19 protein-coding genes are annotated in these 20,393 nt (G+C 68.4%); 2 read left to right on the plus strand and 17 right to left on the minus strand.

Features of this window, described 5'->3' with window-relative positions; genetic code table 11:
* Positions 1 to 53: 53 nt before the first annotated feature.
* A complete protein-coding gene (locus tag MNR01_RS05030; RefSeq protein ID WP_241919856.1) occupies positions 54 to 680 on the minus strand; it encodes a DUF1318 domain-containing protein in 627 nt (208 codons plus the stop codon).
* A gap of 63 nt (positions 681 to 743) precedes the next feature.
* A complete protein-coding gene (locus tag MNR01_RS05035) occupies positions 744 to 2,780 on the minus strand; it encodes a hypothetical protein (RefSeq protein ID WP_241919857.1) in 2,037 nt (678 codons plus the stop codon).
* A gap of 33 nt (positions 2,781 to 2,813) precedes the next feature.
* Between MNR01_RS05035 and MNR01_RS05040 the strand changes: the two genes are divergently transcribed.
* Positions 2,814 to 3,551, plus strand: a complete 738-nt coding sequence (locus tag MNR01_RS05040; RefSeq protein ID WP_241919858.1) for a response regulator — start codon at positions 2,814 to 2,816, stop codon at positions 3,549 to 3,551.
* Between the two features lie 44 nt (positions 3,552 to 3,595).
* Here the strand turns inward: MNR01_RS05040 and recO are convergent, their stop codons facing one another.
* From recO to rpoE, 9 genes are all read right to left on the minus strand, one after another.
* Positions 3,596 to 4,357 carry a DNA repair protein RecO gene (gene recO, locus MNR01_RS05045; protein ID WP_241919859.1) on the minus strand — a complete coding sequence of 254 codons (762 nt, stop codon included), beginning with the start codon at positions 4,355 to 4,357 and terminating at the stop codon, positions 3,596 to 3,598.
* Positions 4,358 to 4,378: 21 nt separating this feature from the next.
* Entirely contained in the window at positions 4,379 to 5,275 is an 897-nt protein-coding gene (gene era, locus MNR01_RS05050; RefSeq protein ID WP_241919860.1) for a GTPase Era, read from the minus strand.
* Between the two features lie 157 nt (positions 5,276 to 5,432).
* Positions 5,433 to 6,095 (minus strand): ribonuclease III, encoded by a 663-nt coding sequence (gene rnc / locus MNR01_RS05055; protein ID WP_241919861.1) that lies wholly within the window; start codon positions 6,093 to 6,095, stop codon positions 5,433 to 5,435.
* Complete coding sequence (locus MNR01_RS05060; protein WP_241919862.1) at positions 6,088 to 6,468, minus strand: DUF4845 domain-containing protein; 381 nt, start codon at positions 6,466 to 6,468, stop codon at positions 6,088 to 6,090. The genes rnc and MNR01_RS05060 overlap by 8 nt, the downstream gene beginning before the upstream one ends.
* Positions 6,469 to 6,570: 102 nt before the next feature.
* Positions 6,571 to 7,356: a signal peptidase I gene (gene lepB, locus MNR01_RS05065; protein ID WP_241919863.1), complete on the minus strand. Its 786-nt coding sequence runs from the start codon at positions 7,354 to 7,356 to the stop codon at positions 6,571 to 6,573.
* A gap of 213 nt (positions 7,357 to 7,569) precedes the next feature.
* Positions 7,570 to 9,363 carry a translation elongation factor 4 gene (gene lepA, locus MNR01_RS05070; protein ID WP_241919864.1) on the minus strand — a complete coding sequence of 598 codons (1,794 nt, stop codon included), beginning with the start codon at positions 9,361 to 9,363 and terminating at the stop codon, positions 7,570 to 7,572.
* 178 nt (positions 9,364 to 9,541) lie between these two features.
* Positions 9,542 to 11,062 carry a DegQ family serine endoprotease gene (locus MNR01_RS05075; protein WP_241919865.1) on the minus strand — a complete coding sequence of 507 codons (1,521 nt, stop codon included), beginning with the start codon at positions 11,060 to 11,062 and terminating at the stop codon, positions 9,542 to 9,544.
* Positions 11,063 to 11,150: 88 nt separating this feature from the next.
* On the minus strand, positions 11,151 to 12,086 hold the full coding sequence (locus MNR01_RS05080) for a sigma-E factor negative regulatory protein (protein WP_241919866.1): 936 nt from the start codon (positions 12,084 to 12,086) through the stop codon (positions 11,151 to 11,153).
* Entirely contained in the window at positions 12,083 to 12,703 is a 621-nt protein-coding gene (gene rpoE / locus MNR01_RS05085) for an RNA polymerase sigma factor RpoE (protein WP_241919867.1), read from the minus strand. The genes MNR01_RS05080 and rpoE overlap by 4 nt, the downstream gene beginning before the upstream one ends.
* Positions 12,704 to 12,957: 254 nt before the next feature.
* On the opposite strand from rpoE, the gene MNR01_RS05090 reads away from it, so the two are divergent.
* Positions 12,958 to 15,012 (plus strand): 3-hydroxyacyl-CoA dehydrogenase NAD-binding domain-containing protein, encoded by a 2,055-nt coding sequence (locus MNR01_RS05090; RefSeq protein WP_241919868.1) that lies wholly within the window; start codon positions 12,958 to 12,960, stop codon positions 15,010 to 15,012.
* A 64-nt stretch (positions 15,013 to 15,076) separates the two neighbouring features.
* On the opposite strand, the gene MNR01_RS05095 is transcribed toward MNR01_RS05090, so the two are convergent.
* From MNR01_RS05095 to MNR01_RS05120, 6 genes are read right to left on the minus strand one after another with little or no spacing between them, the layout of a single operon-like run.
* Positions 15,077 to 15,442 carry a PilZ domain-containing protein gene (locus MNR01_RS05095; RefSeq protein ID WP_241919869.1) on the minus strand — a complete coding sequence of 122 codons (366 nt, stop codon included), beginning with the start codon at positions 15,440 to 15,442 and terminating at the stop codon, positions 15,077 to 15,079.
* A complete protein-coding gene (locus MNR01_RS05100) occupies positions 15,439 to 16,416 on the minus strand; it encodes a DNA polymerase III subunit delta' (protein ID WP_241920540.1) in 978 nt (325 codons plus the stop codon). The genes MNR01_RS05095 and MNR01_RS05100 overlap by 4 nt, the downstream gene beginning before the upstream one ends.
* A gap of 5 nt (positions 16,417 to 16,421) precedes the next feature.
* Positions 16,422 to 17,075, minus strand: coding sequence for a dTMP kinase (gene tmk / locus MNR01_RS05105; protein ID WP_241919870.1), 654 nt, complete (start codon positions 17,073 to 17,075; stop codon positions 16,422 to 16,424).
* A complete protein-coding gene (gene mltG / locus MNR01_RS05110; RefSeq protein WP_241919871.1) occupies positions 17,072 to 18,142 on the minus strand; it encodes an endolytic transglycosylase MltG in 1,071 nt (356 codons plus the stop codon). The genes tmk and mltG overlap by 4 nt, the downstream gene beginning before the upstream one ends.
* Positions 18,139 to 18,960 carry an aminodeoxychorismate lyase gene (gene pabC, locus MNR01_RS05115; protein WP_241919872.1) on the minus strand — a complete coding sequence of 274 codons (822 nt, stop codon included), beginning with the start codon at positions 18,958 to 18,960 and terminating at the stop codon, positions 18,139 to 18,141. The genes mltG and pabC overlap by 4 nt, the downstream gene beginning before the upstream one ends.
* Entirely contained in the window at positions 18,957 to 20,324 is a 1,368-nt protein-coding gene (locus MNR01_RS05120) for an aminodeoxychorismate synthase component I (RefSeq protein WP_241919873.1), read from the minus strand. Before MNR01_RS05120 ends, pabC begins: the two co-directional genes overlap by 4 nt.
* Between the last annotated feature and the right edge of the window lie 69 nt (positions 20,325 to 20,393).

Genomic DNA, 20,393 nt, shown 5'->3' on the forward strand with positions numbered 1-20,393 from the left:
GGATGAGGGCACTCCTGCCCTCACCCCGACCGTCCCAAGCGAGCGGCTGACGGCTACTTCTGCTTCCAGCCGCCGCCTGCATCCTGCACCCACCAGCCCGCGCGGGCGCTGTCGATCCACTGGCGCGCGAACACGGCGCGGATCTGCTGCTCCCACTCGGGATGGTTGTTGGCCACCGCGATCTCACGGTAGACGGCCTTGGCATCGCGGCCCTGCTCGGCCACCGCCTGGTTCACGCCCACGCGCTCGGGCAGCGGGATCTTGGCGGCATCGCGGACGCTGATCGTGCCGTCGTTGGCGAAGCCGAGCGCGCCGGAATCGAAGTGCGGGCGCAGCTGACTGTCGAAGCGCGAGGCCATGCGCGACTGGATCGCCTGGATGGCCGGGGTCTTGATGTTGATGTCCGGCTGGTCCTGCGCGTGGGCCGTGCCGATGCCGACCAGCGACAGCCAGTCGATGCGCGCGGCCAGCGTGCCGGCACCGTGCGGAGACAGCGATGCGCTCTGCCCGCCCGGCTTGTCCTGCGGCTTGGGCTGCGGCTGCTGGGCGTCGTCGCCGATGACCTTCTCGACGAACTCCTTGGCCGCTTCCTTGGCTTCGGCAGCCGGGAAGTAGACGTTGATCGTGACGCAGGCAGTCAGCATCACGGCGGCAACCGGTACCCCCATCCAACGGCGCATGTCTGTTCTCCTTTGATCGGTGTCCGCGGCAGTCGCACTGCGCGGATTGAAACGTGGGCTACCTTACTCGAAGACCGGTTTGACGTCGCCGCTGCTGGCCGCGACCAGGCGCTCGAGCAACGTCGGCCAATCGACGCGACGGTTGAATCCGACCACGCTCAGCCGCGGCAGGCCGGAACCTTCGACGATAATAAATCCCGGTCCGGCTAAACCCAGCCCTTCCATTTCGCAGACCTCGTCGACCAGCCGGCAGGCGATGCCGATCTCGCGATAGCCGAAGTCGTCGAACAAGCCGATCAGCTGCGTTTGCAGGCCGCTCACGAACGAGGCGTCGCTGACGCTCGACAGGTCCTGCACGGCGCGCTGGCTGACGCGCTGGCGCACGCCGGCGGCCCTGGCGGCATCGGCGTCGGTCTGCAGGTAAGAACTGAAGGCCACCGGCTGCCAGTCGACCAGGCGCAGGTCGGCGATGCGGCCGTCGAGCTTGCCGGTGATCGTGCCAAATCCAAGCACGCCGGTCAGCGATTCCAGGTCGATGTCATCGAAGGCGATGTCGGACGACAACGTCGGAGCGACACCGAACGGACGCTCCATCGCCAGCGACGACACCTGCACCGTGCCGCCGAACAGCTGCATCGCCAGCCCGCCCTCGAAGTCGAGCCGGTCGTTGGCATAGCGAGCCTCTGGGATGTGGCCGGTCAGCTGGCCAGTGAAGGCCGGCCAGCCCAGTGCCGTCGAGAGCTGTGCGACATCGAGTTGCTCCAGCTCCAGCCCGAACCTGATTTCCAGGCCACTGCCACCTGCAGGCGGCTTGATCTGCAGATGGTCGAAGCCGGCACGTCCACCCAGCAGAGGCATCGACACCGGCTGGCGCAAGTGCAGTACGCCGTCGGCGCTGCGCAACGGCAGGTGCGCGGCACCGAAGGCGAGACCGTGCAGCGCGCCACCTTGCCAGCGCAGCTCGCTCTCCAGCGTCCTGGTGGACGAGTAGCGCACGTCACCTTCGAGGCCATCGAATCGAAACCGTCCACGCGGATCGTCGACCACGGCCGAGGCCACGGTGAGGTCGGCTTCGCGCAGGTCGCCCCGCTCGATCCGCAGGCGCGCATCGGCAGCGCCGCCGAGCTGAAGTTCGCCGAGCCCGGCCATGCCGAGGAATCCGGTGAGGTAGCCATCGCGCAATGGCGCGAGGTTGCCGCTGTGTGCGCGCAGGTCGAGCGTACGCAGGTCCATCTGCGCATCCAGTGCGGCGCTGGCATCGACGCGCAGGATGCCGCCATCGTTCCAGGCCAGCCTCGGCAGCTGCCAGCCCCCGCCCTCGTCCTGCACCGCCTGCACCGACAGGTCGACGCGACGCTTCTGCAGCGCCAGGTAGGCATTGCCGAACAGCATCTCGCCGCCATGCAGCTGGCCTTCGATGCCGACACGCGTGGTCGCGGCGAGCTCGGCATCGATGTCGACCTGCGCGCCGACGTTCTCGCCGGCAACAGTGCCGTCGGCGGTGTCGAAGGCAACGGACTGCAACTGCAACGGGCCACTGATGTGCAGCGGCGCCTTCGCTGGTGCGGCGATGTCGAGCCATCCGGTAACGGTGCCGGCGTTGAGCCGACCCTGCGGCCAGGCCTGCGCCAGCAGTGCCTGGGCCCAGGCCACGGGCACCCGGGTCAGGTCGATTCGGGTCAGGTCCGGCGCGGAGGCCAGTCGCTGCAGCGCGAGCGCTCCATTGCCCTGGCCGAGACGGATGTCGGTACGGACCGGGTCGAGCTCCAGCGCCAGGCGCAGGGGCCGGCTTTTCCCGCTGCGGACATCGCCCTCGCAACGCCAGCGGTCGCGGTCGCGCGACAGCGGACAGCGCCAGGTGACATTGCTGTAGCGGTATCCCAGCTCCGGCGCTTCGACCCGCCCAGCGCGCAGCTCCAGCGACCCCTGGGACGACTGTGCCGGCCAGTCGAGGCGAACGTGCACGTCGGTCATCGTCGCCACCGCCAGCGTCACCTTTGCGATGCGCGCCTGGGCCGTGCGCGCATGCACCGTGCCCGTGGCCAGCAACGGCACGGTCAGCAGGCAGCCCAGCAGCAGGCGTAAGATCGCTCGCGACATCCGCGCAGCATACCCACAGGACGCGAACCGGCGATGACGCCGAACCAACAACCGCCCCGGACCGCACCTCCGCGAGTACTGCTGGTCGAGGACGACCCGATCAGCCGCAGCTTCCTCGGCGCCGCGCTGGCGGGAGTTCCGGCCGAGGTCGACGCCGCCGACAGCCTGGCCGCCGGCATCGCCCTCGCGTCCTCGCAGGACTATGCGTTGTGGATGATCGACGCGCGCCTGCCCGACGGCAGCGGCAGCCAGTTGCTGGCACGGCTGCGCGAGCAGCATCCGCATACGCCGGCGCTGGCACATACCGCCGCACACGAATCGACCATCCTCGATGCCCTGCTGGCGGCCGGGTTCGGCGAGGTGCTGGTCAAGCCGATGCCGGCGTCGACGGTGCAGTCGGCAGTGCAGCGGATGCTGGGATTGTCCGGCGCGCAGTCGCGCAACCTGGCAGTGGCAGATGACGGCCCGTTGCCGTTGTGGGACTACGACGCGGCCGCGCGCGCACTCAATGGCAACCGCACCCACGTCGATACCCTGCGCGGACTGTTCGCGCTCGAGCTTCCAAAGTCATTGCAGGCGATCGCCGAAGCCGGCGCGCGCGGCGATGGCGATGCCATGCGCGGCGACCTGCATCGGCTGCGCGCCAGTTGTGGTTTCGTCGGCGCCCTGCGGCTGGCGGCGGCCGTGGAGGCGCTGCATCGCGAACCGGGATCGCAGACGCTGCTCCACGCATTCGAACTGGCCGCGCGGGAAACCCAGGACTCGCTGTAGCCGTATGTGCTCGCGGCGGCGCGCCCGCGCGGGCAGGCTCGACGCTACGACGATGAACCGGACGGCTCCGGTGGTTCGCGCCTGGCGGTGACGCGCCCCAGTTCGGCCAGCATCTCCCACGACTTCAGTCCGCGCGATCCCAGGTGGTGGGCGAGCACGCCGCGCATCGCCCGTCGCAGGCCCTGCAGATCGTCGGGCTCTGGCTGGCGGTTGTCGGCCAGGGACAGCAGCGCACGCCCGGTGGCGGCACTGCTGCGATCGCCATGACCGCGATCGCTGAGCAGCCGGCGCGCGCCGTGCTCCGGATCGAGGCGATAGCGCGCGGCCGGATCGATCGGCGCGCCGTCGCCGTCGTGGTGCCAGTCGAAGCCGAAGCCCAGCGCATCAAGCAGGTCGCGCTCGTAGCGGCGCAACGTCCAGCCCAGCGGCTCGCCCGCGCCGATGCGCGCGCGGGCGACGGCATAGGCGTCGTACAGATCCGGCGCGGGATCCTGGCGTGGCGCCAGGCGCAATGTCAGCTCGTTGAGATAGAAGCCGGCCAGCATGGCTTCGCCGCCCAGTCGCGGCGCGACGTCGATGGCTTCGGCCGCGTTCAATCGCGCCAGTTCACCGACCTGCACCGCATCGAAGCGGATGGACTGCAGCGGCTGCAATGCCGCGCGCAGTACCTGCCGCTTCGGTCCCTGCACGCCGCGCGCGACCAGGCCCATGCGGCCATGGTTGGCGCTGAGCACTTCGACCAGCAAGCTGGTCTCGCGCCACGGACGCGCATGCAGGACGAACGCCGGTTCGTTGCTCAGGCGCACTTGGGCGGGGTGACCGGAGAATCAGTCGTGATAGCCAAACGCCCGCAGCGCAGCTTCATCGTCGGACCAGCCCTCGCGCACGCGCACCCAGGTTTCCAGGAACACCTTGCTGCCGAACAGGCGCTCCATCTGCAGGCGCGAACGCGAGCCGATCTCGCGCAGGCGCTCGCCGCCCTTGCCGATCACGATCGCCTTCTGGCCATCGCGCTCGACCCAGATGACCGCGCCGATGCGCAGCAGGTTGCCGTCGACCTCGAACTTCTCGATCTCGACGGTGGTGGCATAGGGCAACTCCTCGCCCAGCTGGCGCATCAGCTGCTCGCGCACCATCTCGCCGGCGAGGAATCGCTGGCTCTTGTCGGTGATCTCGTCTTCGCCGTACAGCGCGTCCTGCTCGGGCAGTTGTGCCATCACCGTCTTGACCAGTGCCTCCAGCCCGTTGCGCTTGAGCGCGGAGATCGGGTGCACGCCGGCGAAATCGCGACCGTCGCTGACCTTGGCCAGGTACGGCAGCAGCGCGGCCTTGTCCTTGAGCCTGTCGATCTGGTTGACCACCAGCACCACCGGAACGCCGGCATTCTTCAGGGCGTCGTACGCCAGCGCGTCATCGTCTTCCCAGTGCCCGGCACGCACCACCAGCAGGGCGGTATCGACGCCTTCCAGCGCACCGCGCGCGGCGCGGTTCATCCAGCGGTTCATCGCCCGCTTCTGCTCGCGGTGGATGCCGGGGGTGTCGACCAGCAGCAGCTGGCCTTCCGGGAAGGTGGCGATGCCGAGCAGCTGATGGCGGGTGGTCTGGGGGCGGTTGGAGGTGATGCTGACCTTGGCGCCGACCAGCGCGTTGACCAGGGTGGACTTGCCGACGTTGGGACGGCCGATGACGGCGACGTGGCCGGCGCGATGCGTGGGGGTGTTCATTGGGGAGATTGTCGGCTTGCGCGAGGCGCAGGGCAAACAATTCGCGGCCAGGCCTGCCTTTCGAGTTCCGTAGGCCGGGTAAGCGAAGCGCACCCGGGATTGCCGGCCGGTCCCCGGGTGCGCTTCGCTTACCCGGGCTACGGTCGGCTACGGTCGCTCAGTCGTCGATCTTCAGGCGCTCGAGCGCCCCTTCGGCGGCGATCTGCTCGGCGGCCCGGCGCGAGCCGGCCTCGCCCTGGGTGGTCAGCGGCGGCTGCACCAGGGTGCAGGTGACCACGAACGATTTGGCATGGTCCTCGCCGCTCTCGCTCAGCAGGGCGTAAACGGGGAGCGGCTTCTGCCTCCCCTGCAGCCATTCCTGCAGGCGGGTCTTGGCGTCCTTGCCAACCTTGTGCGGCGGCGGCAGCGCCGCGATCGCGGCCTCGAACCACGGCAGGACGGCGGACCGGCAGGCCTGGAAGTCCGAGTCGAGGTAGATCGCGCCGATCAGCGCTTCCAGGGCGTCGGCCAGGATCGAGTCGCGGCGGTGGCCGCCGGACTTCATTTCGCCGGGGCCGAGGGTCAGGCGCGCCCCAAGTTCCAGCTCACGGGCAATCGGCGCCAGCGCCGACTCCCGCACCAGCTCGGCACGTGCGCGGGTCAGCGCGCCTTCGTCGGCGCGGGGCCAACGGGTGTACAGCGCCTCGGCAACGATCAGGTTGACCAGCGCGTCGCCGAGAAACTCCAGCCGCTCGTTGTGCGGTGCACCCGCACTGCGATGGGTCAGGGCCTGGTCGAGCAGGCCCTGATCGTTGAAGCGGTAGCCGATCCGGTCACTCATCCAGCGCGGAGCGACTCAACAGCTGCTCGGCGGTGAAATGGCCGACCACGTCGATGTTGGCGATCAGCGGGCGACGCACTTCGTAGTCGACGGTCATCAGGTAGCCGGCGTCCTTGCGGGCGATCTTGAGGTTTTCCGGCTTCACGTTCTCGGAATAGCTGACGTAGAGGCGGCGGAAGAACGCGTCCTTGATCCGGCCCGGATCCTGCTGGCTCATGCTCGATTCCTTGGCCATCTCCCTCAGCGCTTCCTTGACCGAGTAGTACTCCGAGTACATCGGGATGAGCTTCATGCCCATGTAGATGAACAGGCCGACCACTCCCAGCACGATGATGAACCCGATCAGGGTCATGCCGCTCTGCGTACGCTTCATTTGACCAGTCCCCCAGTTATGTATGTCCCGCCCGGGCGCCGTCGTAGTTTCCCCTCCGACGGCGCGGGCAGTGTTGCCGGCGCAAGTATTGCCTGGCCAGTATTACTTGATACGGCTGCCGATGCGTGAACGGTCGACGCCGCCGTCAAAATTCATCCAGATCAGGAACGCCTTGCCGCGCAGGTTCTGCTCCGGCAGGAAGCCCCAGTATCGGCTGTCTTCGCTGTTGTCGCGGTTGTCGCCCATCACGAAATAGTGACCCGGCGGCACGATCCAGTCGCCTTCCCCCTGATCAAGGAACGGCAGATTGGTCCGCTCCAGGACGTTGTGCTCGCGACCGAGCAGGTTCTCGCGCAGCTCCTCGGCCCCGGTCATCTCGGTGCCGTTGCCGGTACCCTGGTAGACGCCGACCGGGGCATAGCTGAGCACCTGGCCGTTCACCGTGACCTGGTTGTCGTGGTAACCGACGCGGTCACCGGGCAGGCCGACGACGCGCTTGATCCAGTCCTGGTCCGGGTGGTGCGGCGGGCGGAACACGACCACGTCGCCCCGGGACGGTTCGCCCAGGCCGACGAACTTGTGGTTGTTGATCGGCAGGCGCAGGCCGTAGGTGAACTTGTTGACGAGGATGAAATCGCCCGTCAGCAGCGTCGGCATCATCGAGTTGGACGGGATGCGGAAGGGTTCGGCGACGAAGCTGCGCAGGATCAGCACCACCGCCAGCACCGGGAAGAACGCCTTGGAGTAGTCGACGACCACCGGCTCCTTGTCGTCATCAAGCAGGCCCTGGCGCGCGGCACGGCGCTTGGCCAGCCACAGCTTGTCGAGCAGCCAGACCAGGCCGGAGAACAGGGTCAGGACGACCAGGATGATTTCAAACCAACGCATGCTTGCTCCTCGGGAGAGCCGGAAATGGAGAATCGGGATTGGAGGAACGGAACAGCGTGGATTGGCGAGGGGTTGCCCCCCGGCAACCTCTCATCCCGAGCATAGCGAGGGATCTGCTGTTCGTCATGGGCGCCATGAGGCGGCTGGGTTGCCCGATTGCGTACGCCCGCTCCCCGGCCGCGACGTCCTGCTGGGATGCCGACTGCCCCGACATTACTTGTTGTCGACCTGCAGCACGGCGAGGAAGGCCTCCTGCGGGATCTCCACGCGGCCGACCTGCTTCATCCGCTTCTTGCCCTCTTTCTGCTTCTCGAGGAGCTTCTTCTTGCGGCTGATGTCGCCGCCGTAGCACTTGGCCAGGACGTTCTTGCGCATCGCCTTGACGGTCGAGCGGGCGATGATCTGCGAGCCGACGGCGGCCTGGATGGCGACGTCGAACATCTGTCGCGGGATCAGCTCCTTCATCCGCTCGCACAGGTCGCGACCGCGGCGGTCGGCATGGCTGCGGTGGGTGATGATCGACAGCGCGTCGACCTTGTCGCCGTTGATCAGCGTGTCCACGCGCACGAACGGACCGGCCTGGAAGCGCAGGAAGTGGTAGTCCAGCGAGGCGTAGCCGCGGCTGACCGACTTGAGCTTGTCGAAGAAGTCGAGCACGACTTCGGCCATCGGCAGCTCGTAACTGATCTGCACCTGGCCGCCCATGTAGTTGATGCCGATCTGCACGCCGCGCTTTTCTTCGCACAGCGTGATCACGTTGCCGACGTAATCGGGCGGCGTGAGGATGTTGGCGCGGATGATCGGCTCACGGACCTCTTCGATCATGTTCACCGGCGGAAGCTTGGCCGGGTTGTCCATCGGCACGATCGAGCCGTCGGTCTTGAGCACCTCATAGATCACCGTCGGCGCGGTGCTGATGAGGTTGAGGTTGTACTCGCGCTCCAGGCGCTCCTGCACGATCTCCATGTGCAGCATGCCCAGGAAGCCGCAGCGGAAACCGAAGCCCATCGCCTCGGAGCTTTCCGGCTCGAAACGCAGCGCGGCATCGTTCAGGCGCAGCTTGTCGAGGGCTTCGCGCAGGTCCGGGTAGTCCTCGGCGTCGACCGGGAACAGACCCGCGAACACGCGCGGCTGCATTTCCTGGAAGCCCGGCAGCGGCTTGGCCGCCGGATCGGCTGCCGAGGTCAGCGTGTCGCCGACCGGCGCGCCGTGCACGTCCTTGATGGCGGCGTGGATCCAGCCCACTTCGCCGGCACCCAGCTTGGGCAGGTCCTTGCGCTTGGGGGTGAACACGCCGACCTTGTCGACCTGGTGGGTGCGGCCGGTCGACATCACCAGCAGCTTGTCACCGGGCTTGATCTCGCCCTGCATCACGCGCACCAGCGAGACCACGCCCAGGTAGTTGTCGAACCACGAGTCGATGATCAGCGCCTGCAGCTTGTCGGTGTCACGCGGCTTCGGCGGCGGGATGCGGTGGACGATCGCCTCGAGCACGTCGACGACGTTCAGGCCGGTCTTGGCGCTGATCGCCACGGCGTCTTCGGCGTCGATGCCGATCACCGCTTCGATCTCGGCCTTGGCGCGCTCGATGTCGGCGGTGGGGAGGTCGATCTTGTTGAGCACCGGCACCACTTCCAGGCCCTGCTCCACCGCGGTGTAGCAGTTGGCGACCGACTGCGCTTCCACGCCCTGGGCGGCGTCGACCACCAGCAGCGCGCCTTCGCAGGCGGCCAGCGAGCGACTGACTTCATAACTGAAGTCGACGTGGCCGGGGGTGTCGATGAAGTTCAGGAAATAGGTCAGCCCGTCCTTGGCCTTGTACGGCAGGGAAACAGACTGCGCCTTGATGGTGATGCCGCGCTCGCGCTCGATCGGATTGGAATCCAGGACCTGCGCTTCCATCTCGCGGGCTTCGAGGCCGCCACAGAGCTGGATGATGCGGTCGGCCAGGGTCGATTTGCCGTGGTCGACGTGGGCAATGATGGAAAAGTTTCTGATCTGCTGCATGCGGGGCCGCGCGAGGCTAGCCGGTTCCTGGAAAATCAACGCGCGATTATCGCACACGCCCCGGTTGCACCGGCTCCACGCCTTCTGGAGGCGCCCCGCCCAGACGCGCAGGCCGGACGGCAGGCGCGCAGGGAGGTCATGGCGTCGGCGCAGACGGGTGAGCGCAGGGCGGCCGGGCTCAGCCCGCCTTGGCGGCGTCGTCGGCGGTGACGGCGATGAACTGGGTGCCGCCCTGGCGGCGCACCAGCAGCATCACCGTCTGCCCCGGCTTGACCGAGGCCAGCTCGCGGTCCAGCGCCGAGGCACTGGCAACCGAGTTGCGGCCGACCGACAGGACCACGTCTCCGGGACGCAGGCCGGCGTCGGCGGCGGCATCACCCGGGGTGCGTACGAGCACCCCTTCGTTGCCGCGCAGGCCCAGCCGCTGGCGGTCGCCACTGCTCAGGTCCTGCCCGACCAGGCCCAGCGCATTGCCGGCCGAGGGTCGCGACGGCTCGCCACCGGCGGCCGGAGGCGGCGAACCGGAGGCGCCGGCCGCCGTGGCGTCGAGCTCGGCGACCACGACCGTCAGATCGACATTGCGGCCGTCCCGGTAAACGCTGACCTTGGCCCTGGTGCCCGGCGGCATCGACCCGATGATCGGCGGCAGGTCGCTGGATTCATTGATGGCCCGGCCATCGACCGCGCGGATCACGTCGCCGCGCTCGATGCCCGCCTTCTCGGCAGGGCTGCCGGGCAGCACGTCGGCGATCAGCGCGCCGCTGCTGTCGGGCAGGCCCAGGCCCTTGGCCGACTCGCTGGTGATCGGCTGCACCTGCACGCCGAGCTGGCCGCGGCTGACCTTGCCGGTGGCGCGCAACTGCTCCGCCGCGCCCATCGCCACGTCGATCGGGATGGCGAAGCTCACGCCCATGTAGCCGCCGGAGTTGCTGAAGATCTGCGAGTTGATGCCGACCACTTCGCCGCTGGTGTTGAGCAGCGGGCCACCGGAGTTGCCCTGGTTGATCGCGACGTCGGTCTGGATGAAGGGCACGTAGCGCTGGTTGGCGTACGGGTTGCTGCGGCCGACCGCGCTGACGATGCCGGCGGTGACCGAATGGTCGAGGCCGAACGGCGAACCGATCGCGATCACCCACTGCCCGGCCCTGGTCGAGCTGGCGTTGGCCATGCGCAGGAACGGCAGGCCCTTGGCGTCGATCTTGAGCAGCGCGACGTCGGACTGCTCGTCGCTGCCGATCACCTTGGCGGTGAACTCACGACGATCGGACAGCTTGACCGTGACCGTATCGGCACCTTCCACGACATGGTGGTTGGTCATCACGTAGCCGTCGGCCGACATCAGGAAGCCGCTGCCCATCGAGGTGCCGCCGCCGCGCGGACCGCGCGGACCGCCGGGACCGCCCGGGAAGGGCATGTCGTCACCGAAGAAGCGGCGGAAGATCTCGGGGATCTGTTCGTCGTCGTCGGGTGCCCCGCGCACATTGCGCTGCGGCGCCGCATCTGCCCGGATGTTGACCACCGCAGGTCCGACCCGCTGGACCAGGTTGGTGAAGTCGGGAAGCCCGCTCACCAGCGGCGCGGCCGGCGTCGCTGCAGGCGGTGGCGCGATCGGCGTGGCGGGCGGCTGCGCGGTGCAGGCCACGGGCAGCGAAGCGGCGATGGCAGTAACAAGGACCAGGGAACGAAGCGGACGGTTCATCGAATTCGGCCTCGGGAGAGATCGGATTGCACTAGAAGTTGCGGGTGGTGGCGCCGCCAGCGACGGCGCCGCGGGAGTCTGGCGGTCGTCAGTTCCGCGGACCGGCCGAGTCGTTTTCGGTCACGCCAGTCTGGTCGGCCGCCGGCGTCATGCTCGGCTCGAACGGATAGAACGAGGGCGAGGACGCGCCGCTGCCATAACTGGCCGTGATCCCGGCACCGCTGCCGGCGTATTGCGGCAACACTGCACGCGGCCACGGCCTGGCGGTGGCTTCGGGGTGTTGTGGCTGGAAAGGCTTGGGCGCGACGGCATCGGTACCGGTCGCGGACATCGCCACCGTCGACGCGACCGCCGATGCCGGTGCGACGGCCGCCACTGCCGTAGCGGCAGTCGGGGCCGACTGGCGGCTGGCACGCAGGGCGGCGCGCTGGCTCTGGCTGCGCGTGGAACGACGCTCGGCCGCGCGGCGCGGCACTTCCACCGCCGCCACGGCGGCAGCGCCGAGGCCGGCCTGATGATCGGGCGCATCGGGCGCATCGGGCACGCTGGGTGACGGCACACTGGGTGACGGCACGCCAAGTGGAGCAATGTCCGGCGCCGTGGCTGCGGCCGCGACCTGCGTGGTCGCACCGTCATCGGCAGCCGGTGCCGTCTCGCTCAAGAACGGCCGCGTCACGAACAGGGCGGCAACTGCGACCGAGGCTGCCAGCGCGCCGCCAATCCAGCCGCGCCGGCTGGCCGACGCGCTGCGCCGGGGGCTGGACGATGTCGCCGACGTGGCGATCGGTGCCAGTGCCGGCTCATGCGCGATCGCCTGCGCGACGCGGTCGGCGAAGCTGCTGCTCGCCATCGCCGTGGCCTGGCCACGCAGCACATCGCCATAGAGTTGCCAGCGGCCGCAGGCCTGGCGCCATTGCGCGTCGTGTCCGAGCCGCTTCAGCGCGAAGCGGGCAGCCTCTCCCTGCAGTTCGCCGTCGAACAGCGCGCAGAGATTTTCGCGATCATCAGTGGCAGGCGTATTCATCGCTTCGAAGCTTCCGCAGAGTCGTTGTCGAGCAGGGGTCGCAGTTCGGCATCGATCGCTTCGCGCGCACGGAAGATTCGCGAGCGGACGGTGCCGATGGGGCAACCCATCTTCTGCGCGATCTCGTCATAGCTCAGACCTTCCACCTCGCGCATGGTGATGGCGGTCCGCAGTTCTTCCGGCAGGGTTTCGACCACGCGCATCAGCGTGCGTTCAATTTCCTGTCGCAGCAGTTCATGTTCCGGTGTGTCGGTGTCGCGCAGGCGCGTGCCGGTGTCGAACTGCTCGGCGTCGCCGGCGTCGATGTCGTCGGTCGGAGGCCTGCGGTTCTGTGCAACCAGGTAATTCTTTGCAGTGTTCACGGCGATCCGGTGCAACCACGTATAGAACTGGGCATCACCGCGGAAGTTCGGCAGCGCCCGGTAGGCGCGTATGAAGGTTTCCTGGGCAACGTCCTGGCATTCGCTCCAGTCGGGGATGTAGCGCCCGATCAGCGCGGTGATCCGATGCTGGTACTTGCGCACCAGCGCATCGAAGGCCGCACTGTCGCCGCGCTGGACACGCTCGACCAGCTCCTGGTCCAACTCCACATCTTTGGGCAACACTAATTCGGCCATACCGCGCCGGCACTCCTGTGGGCTCGGCCATGGCCGAACAATGGGACAACCCTGTCGGGGGAAAGTTCAATCACGATCATTAATGGGGTCGGGCCCAGCAGGCCGCAAGCGCCAGGGGTCAGGGGTCCGGCGCAGTCCGTCACAACGGTCACCTCACCCGATCGAAGCACGTCAACAGCCACACTCCGATTTGACGCCGGGGAAACATCCTCGGGATGATAGCGTTCTCTCCATACCTGAACGAATGGTGCCGAATGATTGCTGGCCTTGACGGTCTTCGCTTCCAGCACTGGCAGACCGAGCTGCGTGGCGACGGTGTGCTGGTGCTCTCGTTCGACCGCGCCGGCGCGCCGGTCAACACCTTTGCCCAGGACGTCCTGATCGAGCTGGACACGCTGATCGAGCGCCTGGCGCTGGATCCGCCCAAGGGCCTGGTGCTGCGTTCGGCCAAGGCCTCGGGTTTCATCGCCGGGGCCGACATCAAGGAATTCCAGACCTTCGACGCCAAGGGCACGGTCGGCGACGCGATCCGTCGCGGCCAGCAGACCTTCCAGCGCCTGGCCGAACTGCCCTGCCCGACCGTGGCGGCAATCCACGGCTTCTGCATGGGCGGCGGCACCGAGATCGCCCTGGCCTGCCGCTACCGCGTCGCCAGCAACGACCCGTCGACCCGCATCGGCCTGCCGGAAGTGAAACTCGGCATCTACCCGGGCTGGGGTGGCAGCGTGCGCCTGCCGCGCCTGATCGGTGCACCGGCCGCATTCGACATGATGCTGACCGGACGCACGCTGTCGGCTTCGGCCGCGCGCGCAAATGGCCTGGTCGACAAGGTCACCGATCCGTCGAGCCTGATCGATGTCGCCGCCGCCTATGCGCTGCGCGGCAGCCAGCGTCCGTTCAAGCAGCGGGCCCTGGCGTGGGCGACCAACACCCTGCCCGCGCGCAAGCTGCTGGCACCGATGCTGACCAAGCAGGTCGCACGCAAGGCGCGCAAGGAGCACTACCCGGCCCCGTACGCGTTGATCAACACCTGGGCCAACAGCGGCGGCGGCATCCAGAACCTGTTGTCGGCCGAACGCAAGTCGGTGGTGAAGCTGGCTTCCACGCCGACTGCACGCAACCTGATCCGCGTGTTCTTCCTGCAGGAGCGGCTCAAGGGCCAGGGCGGCAAGGAGCATGGCATCAGCCACGTGCATGTCGTCGGCGCCGGCGTGATGGGCGGCGACATCGCCGCGTGGTCGGCCTACAAGGGCTTCAACGTCACCCTGCAGGACCGCGAACAGCGCTTCATCGACGGCGCATTGACGCGCGCGCAGACGCTGTTCGAGAAGAAGGTCAAGGACGAAGCCAAGCGCATGGATGTGTCGGCTCGCCTGAAGGGTGACCTTGCCGGCGAGGGCGTCGCCAGTGCCGACCTGGTGATCGAGGCGATCATCGAGAAGGCCGAGGCCAAGCGCGAGCTGTACGCCGAGCTCGAACCGCGCATGAAGTTCGACGCGTTGCTGACCACCAATACGTCCTCGATCCCGCTGACCGAGCTGCGCGAGCACATCGGTCGCCCCGCGCATTTCGCCGGCCTGCACTACTTCAACCCGGTGGCGTTGATGCCGCTGGTGGAGATCATCCACCACGACCGCGTCGCACCGCAGACGCAGCAGCGCCTGGCGGCGTTCTGCAAGGCGATCGACAAGCTGCCGGTGCCGGTGGCGGGAACGCCGGGCTTCCTGGTCAACCGCGTGCTGTTCCCGTACATGCTCGAAGCGGCAACCGCCTACGCCGAAGGCATTCCTGGCGCGGCGATCGACAAGGCCGCGGTGAAGTTCGGCATGCCGATGGGCCCGATCGAACTGATCGACACGGTCGGCCTGGACGTCGCTTCGGGCGTCGGCGGCGAGCTGGCACCGTTCCTCGGCCTGCCGATCCCGACCGCGCTGGCGACCCCGCCGCAGCAGGGCAAGCGTGGCAAGAAGGATGGCCAGGGCCTGTACAAGTGGGAGAACGGCAAAGCGATCAAGCCTGCGCTGCCCAAGGACTACCAGACCCCGTCGGACCTGGAAGACCGCCTGATCCTGCCGCTGCTCAACGAAGCGGTCGCCTGCCTGCACGACGGCGTCGTCAGCGATGCCGACCTGCTCGATGCCGGCGTGATCTTCGGCACGGGGTTCGCGCCGTTCCGTGGCGGCCCGATCCAGTACATCCGCGAAACCGGCGCCGACGCGCTGCTGACGCGACTGCAGCAATTGCACGCGCGTTACGGCGACCGTTTTGCGCCGCGCCCGGGTTGGGACAGCGGCGCGTTGCGCGGCTGATCGAGGCGCAAGGCTGACGTCCATGGATCCCCGCCTTCGCGGGGATGACGGCGCCAACCACGGATCACATCGTATGCGTCGCCCGCTCAGCGTTGAGCGACCCGGCCAGCAGCGCCTCGATCTTGCCGCGAACCGATTCCCCCTCCGCACTGTCGGCGAACTGCACACCGATACCCGCCGGACGGTTGCCCTGCGCACCGACCGGCGTCACCCAGACCACCTTGCCGGCAACCGGCAGGCGCTCGTTCGACTCCGGCAGCGTCAACAGCAGGAACACCTCGTCGCCGAGGAAATAACGCTTGGGCGTGGCCACGAAGACACCGCCGCCCTTCAGGAACGGCATGTATGCGCTGAACAACTGCGCCTTGTCCTTGATCGCGCAGGACAGGATGCCCTGACGCGCGCCGCCTGCAGAATTCATGCCGCTCATTGCCTGCTCCCCCCTTCCGCCCGCCGCCCATGGAGGGCGCGCCAGGCCAACAACAATTCGGTGACTGCCAGGTCCGCCCGCACGGTGGTGCGCAGCAGATCACGGGTCCGGTTCGCCTGATCGAACCACGCGGCCAGACTGCGCGTTCGCTCCGGGTCGGTCAAGCCGGCGGCATCAGCCAGGGCCAGGTCGGCGGCGTGACTCAGGCGCAGAGCGCCGTTTTCGTCGCCGACCCAGCGCTGCGCCGTCTCGACGGCGCCGATGTCGCCGCGGCCGAGTTTGGCCATGTCGCTGGCGACCTCGCGGCGCAATGCCAGGCCGTCGTTGCCGAGCCATTCGTTGGCCAGCCCGGGATGGCCGCGGGCAGCCTCGAGTCCCTCGCGCGCGCTGGCTTCGGAGTGCCCCCGCTGCTTCAGCCAGGCGAGCGACTCGGCGGCCTGCGGCAAACGGAACTCGTAGCGCTGGCAGCGGCTGCGGATCGTCGCCGGCAACCGCGCCGGATGCGCGCTGAGCAACCACAGGTATCGGCCAGGCACCGGCTCTTCCAGGGTCTTGAGCAGGGCGTTGCAGGCGGCGTGATTCACCGCCTCGGCCGGATCGATGATCACCACCTGCGCGCCGCCGTACTGCGGCGTCAGCGACAGTTTCTCCGACACCTGGCGGATCTGCTCGATGACGATCTCGGTGCGCAGCCGCGTGCCTTCCTTGTTCGGAATGAACGACACGAACTGGTAGTCGGGGTGCGTGCCAGCCGCGAGCAGGTGGCAGCTGCGACAGCTGCCGCACGGCTCACCGGCGGCACTGGGCTGCTGGCACAACAGGCGCTGAGCGAGACGTTCGGCCACGGCGCGCTTGCCCAGTTGTGCAGGCCCGCAGAACAGCAGCCCATGCGCCAACCGACCGCCTGCCTGCGCTGCCACGGCCTGGTCGTACACGCGCTGCTGCCAGGGTGCGAACGCGATGCCGGGTCCCATCGCGCTCATGCCGACGTCTCGATGAAGATGCGCAGTTGCGCGACGGCCTGCGCGGCGACGGCGTCGGCCGGTTGGGTCGCGTCGATCACCCGGAAACGCTGCGGATCGGCCGATGCGCGGGCCAGGTAGCCGGCGCGCACCCGCTCGAAGAAGTCTTCACGCTCGGCCTCGATGCGGTCGCTGGCGCCGCGCCCACGCGCGCGCTGCAGGCCGATCGCCACCGGCACGTCCAGCAGCAGTGTCAGTGCCGGCGCGATGCCGACCACGCGGCGTTCCAGCTCGGCGATGAAATCCGCATCGCCACCGCGTGCGGCACCCTGGTAGGCGTAGCTGGCGTCGGTGAAGCGGTCACTGATGACCCAGGCGCCACGCTCGAGCGCGGGCACGATGGTCTCGCGCACATGCTGCGCACGGGCGGCGAACACCAGCAGCAGTTCGGCGTCGGTGGTCGGCGGTTCGTGATGGGTGTCGAGCAGGAGGCCGCGGATCTGCTCGGCCAGCGGTGTACCGCCGGGTTCGCGCGTGCTCACCACTTCGTCGCCGGTGGCCTGCAGCACATCGCGCAGCGCCGCCAGCACGGTCGACTTGCCGGCCCCTTCACCGCCTTCAAGCGTGATGAAGCGGGGCTGGCGCTGCAGGGGCGTGCCGTGGCTGGTCATTGGCGGCTCCTGGATTGCGCGGCGCGGTAGTTCTTCAGATAGGCGCGGACATTGACCTGGTGTTCGGCGTAGGTGCGCGCGAACAGGTGGCGCCCGCTGCCATCGCCGACGGCAACGAAGAACAACGCATCGCCGTCGGCAGGCCGGGCAACCGCTTCGAGCGCGCCGATGCCCGGCATCGCGATCGGTGTCGGTGGCAGGCCGGGGATCAGATAGGTGTTGTATGGATTCTGCGCGCGCAGGTCGCTCCTGCGGATATTGCCGTCATAGGTGCTGCCGATCCCGTAGATGACTGTCGGGTCCGTCTCCAGGCGCATGCCGAGCTTGAGCCGGCGCGAGAACAGGCCCGCGATCTGCGGCCGCTCCGAGGCAATGCCGGTTTCCTTCTCGACGATCGAGGCCAGTACCAGCATCTCGTCGGGCGTCCTGAGCACGTTGTCGGCGCTGCGCTGCTGCCAGGCCGCATCGAGGGCCTTGTCCATCGCGGCATGCGCGCGCTTGAGCACGTCCAGGTCGCTGTCGCCGCGCGTGTACAGATAGGTCTCGGGCAGGAAGCGGCCTTCGGGGTGCTGGCCCGGTGCGCCGACGGCCTTCATCAGCGCGGCGTGGTCGAGCTTGCCGGTCTCCAGCTTGAGCGGCTTGGCCTTGGCAAGCGCCGCGCGCAGTTCGCGGATGTTCCAGCCTTCGACGATGGTGAAGCGGTGGCGGATCACCCGGCCGTCGCGCATCGCCACCAGCAACGAGCGTGGCGACGTGCCCGGTTCGATCGCGTACTCGCCTACCTGCAGCTTGCCGGCAGCGCCGAGCTGCTTGGCCAGCGCGCGCCATTCCAGCAGGTCGCCTTCGCGCACGCCGGCCTCGCGCAGCTTGCGCACCACGGTGGGTAGCGAATCGCCACGCTCGACCATCACCGTCTCGCCCGACTCCAGGCCCGACAGCGGTGCATCGGCGAAACCGGTATAGCGCTGCCAGAGCCAGAATCCGGCGCCGGCGGCGATCAGCAGCAACAACAGCAGGAAGCCGGCGGAAATACGTCCAAAAGATCGACGCGCGGATTTACGACTCACGAAACCTCCGTGGCGAAAGCGGGATGCTCGGCGGCCAGGCGGTGCTGCAGCGCGACCACCTGCGGATGCGGTTGCCATGTGCGGGCGCCGAGCCGCGCCACCGGCAGGATACCGCGCACGCCATTGCACAGGAAAACCGCATCGGCGGCTTCGACATCGGTCACAGCCAGACGTGCCTCGCGTGCCGGCAGCGCCTGCAGCGCCCAGGCCCGGCACACGCCGGCAATGCCGCAGCGGTCGATAGCGGGGGTCACCCAGGCACCGTCGAGGAGGATGAACACGTTGGCGGCCGTGGCGCAGACCACGTCGCCTTCATGGCTGCACATCAGGCCTTCGTGGATGGCCGGATCGTCCCATTCGCTGCGCGCGAGCACCTGCTCGAGGCGGTTGCAGTGCTTGATCCCGGCCAGCGCCGGTTGCAGCGCCAGTCGCGTTTCGCACCAGCGCAGATCGAGGCCGGCGTCCGGCGATGCGGGCAACGGATGGCGCGAGAGTGTCCAGTGGGGCACGCCGGCGGAGGCTGGCGAATAGCCGCGTCCACCGCTGCCCCGGGTGACGATCAGCTTCAGCACGGCATCGTCGCCGGCGAGCAGTTGCGTCGCCTCGGCAAGGACCCTGCTTTCTTCGGGAAGCGTCATGCGCAACATCGCCGCGCCGCGCTGCAGGCGTTGCCAGTGTGCGGCCCACCAGTGCATCTGTCCGCGGTGCGCGCGCACGGTCTCGAACAGCCCATCGCCGTAGGCCAGGCCGCGGTCGTGGTCGGGAAGCGCCTGCACCGGCTGGTCGCCGGCGAAGTAGCGCACGGCGGTCGCACTCATCCGGCGACACCCAGCGCGCGCAGCATGCCGCGCGCCTTGGCCCTGGTTTCGTCGAGTTCGCGCTGCGGATCGGAGTCGGCAACGATGCCGGCACCGGTGCGGAAGCGCAGCGTTGCTCCGCCCTGCCCGGCTTCCAGTTCCGCGCTGCGGATCAGGATGTTGAGGTCGAGGTCGCCGTCGCGGTTGAGCCAGCCCATCGCACCGGTGTAGGCGCCACGGCCGACGCCTTCGAGTTCGGCGATGATCTGCATGCAGCGCACCTTCGGGCAGCCGGTGATCGTGCCGCCGGGGAACACCGCGCGGATCACCTGCCCGGGCGTCGCCTCCGCGCGCAGGCGGCCGCGGACGTTGCTGACGATGTGGTGGACGTGGGCGTAGCTCTCCACCGTCATCAGCTCGTCGACCTCGACGCTGCCCGGCGTGCAGACACGTCCGAGGTCGTTGCGCTCCAGGTCGATCAGCATCACGTGCTCGGCGCGCTCCTTCGGATGGCCGACGAGTTCCTGGATCCGCGCGGCGTCGTCATCGCCGGCGAAGCGCGGACGCGTGCCGGCGATCGGCCGCGTCTCGACCAGGTCGCCGCGTATCGATACCAGACGCTCGGGCGACGCACTGACCACGGCCCAGTCCTCGCCCGCGAACACGCCTGCGAACGGCGCCGGGTTGTTCTGGCGCAAGCGCTGGAACAGCGCCGCCGGTGGCAACGGTTCGTCGAAGCGCGCCAGCCAGCCACGCGACAGGTTGGCCTGGAACACGTCGCCGGCGGCGAGGTAGTCGAGCACGCGGCGCACGCCACGGGTGAAGCGCTCCGGCTCGTCTTCCTCCAGCGAGGCAGGTGCCTGCCACGGCGCGATCGCCGGGACTTGGTCGAGCGCCTGGATGTCCGCCAGCACATGCGCGACAAGGGCCTCGTGGCCTGTTTCGGTCACCAGCACGCATTCGCCGCTGGTGTGGTCGCGCAACACCGCAGCCGGACAGCGCAGGGCCAGTGCCACCGGCAGGCGTCCTTCCGCGCGCGGCAGTTTCAGCACCGGCTCGACCTGGGCGGCGGCCTCGTAGCCGAACAACAGTGCCCAGCCACCGCGGAACGGCCAGCGCGGCTCGTCGCGGGCGACGCGCAGGGATTGCCATTGCGCGTCGAGCGCGGCAAAGAAATCGGCGTCGACCGCGGCACCGTGGCTGTCCCGGGTGGTGCCGTCGGCGTCCAGGCGCAGCGAATCGCCGCTGGCCACGAGCAGCAGATCCCAGCGCCCCTGGGCGGTGCCGTGGGCGCTGGATTCCAGCAACAGCGGGTAGCGCGAGGGGCTCAGACGCTGCAGCGACAGCAGGTCGAAGGAGGCAGGCAGGGAACGGGTCAGCAGCATCTGTGTATTAGACCGCGTTTCGGTCGGCGTAGCCCGGGTAAGCGAAGCGCACCCGGGATCTGTGCGTGG

The organism is Lysobacter sp. S4-A87 (genome assembly GCF_022637455.1).
In the GTDB taxonomy this organism is placed as follows: domain Bacteria; phylum Pseudomonadota; class Gammaproteobacteria; order Xanthomonadales; family Xanthomonadaceae; genus Lysobacter_J.